Origin of the sequence: Herbaspirillum sp. VT-16-41 (assembly GCF_001994935.1) — a bacterium.
GTDB lineage: Bacteria > Pseudomonadota > Gammaproteobacteria > Burkholderiales > Burkholderiaceae_D > Herbaspirillum > Herbaspirillum frisingense.
Map to the genome: position 1 here is coordinate 1 of NZ_MUXB01000147.1, position 330 is coordinate 330.

At 45.8% G+C, this 330-nt stretch carries 1 protein-coding gene; it reads right to left on the bottom strand.

The features are described from left to right. Positions 1-18: 18 nt before the first annotated feature. Positions 19-330: hypothetical protein (locus BTM36_RS29835; protein ID WP_217349616.1), on the bottom strand; the 312-nt coding region annotated here is incomplete at its 5' end.

Genomic DNA, 330 nt, shown 5'->3' on the forward strand with positions numbered 1-330 from the left:
CCGATCAGCCCCCCCCCCCTACCCCCCCCCTTTTCTCTTTTCCCTCCCCCTTTCCCCCTCTTCCTTCCCCTCTCCCTTCTTTCTTTTTCCCTTTTCTTCTCCCCCCTTTTTTTCCTTTTCTCCTTCCTCCTCCTCTTCCCTTCTTTCTTTCTCTTTCATCTTTCCTTTCTTTCCTCCCCCTCCTTCACCCTTCCTTTTTTTTTTTTTTTCTTCTTCCTTCCTCTTTCCTTCTCTTTCTTCCCTCTTCTTTCTCTTTTCTTCCTTTCCTTCTTTTCTCTTCTCTCTTCTTTTTTCCTCTTCTTCTATGAATGTGGGTTGCGTGTTGCTTAC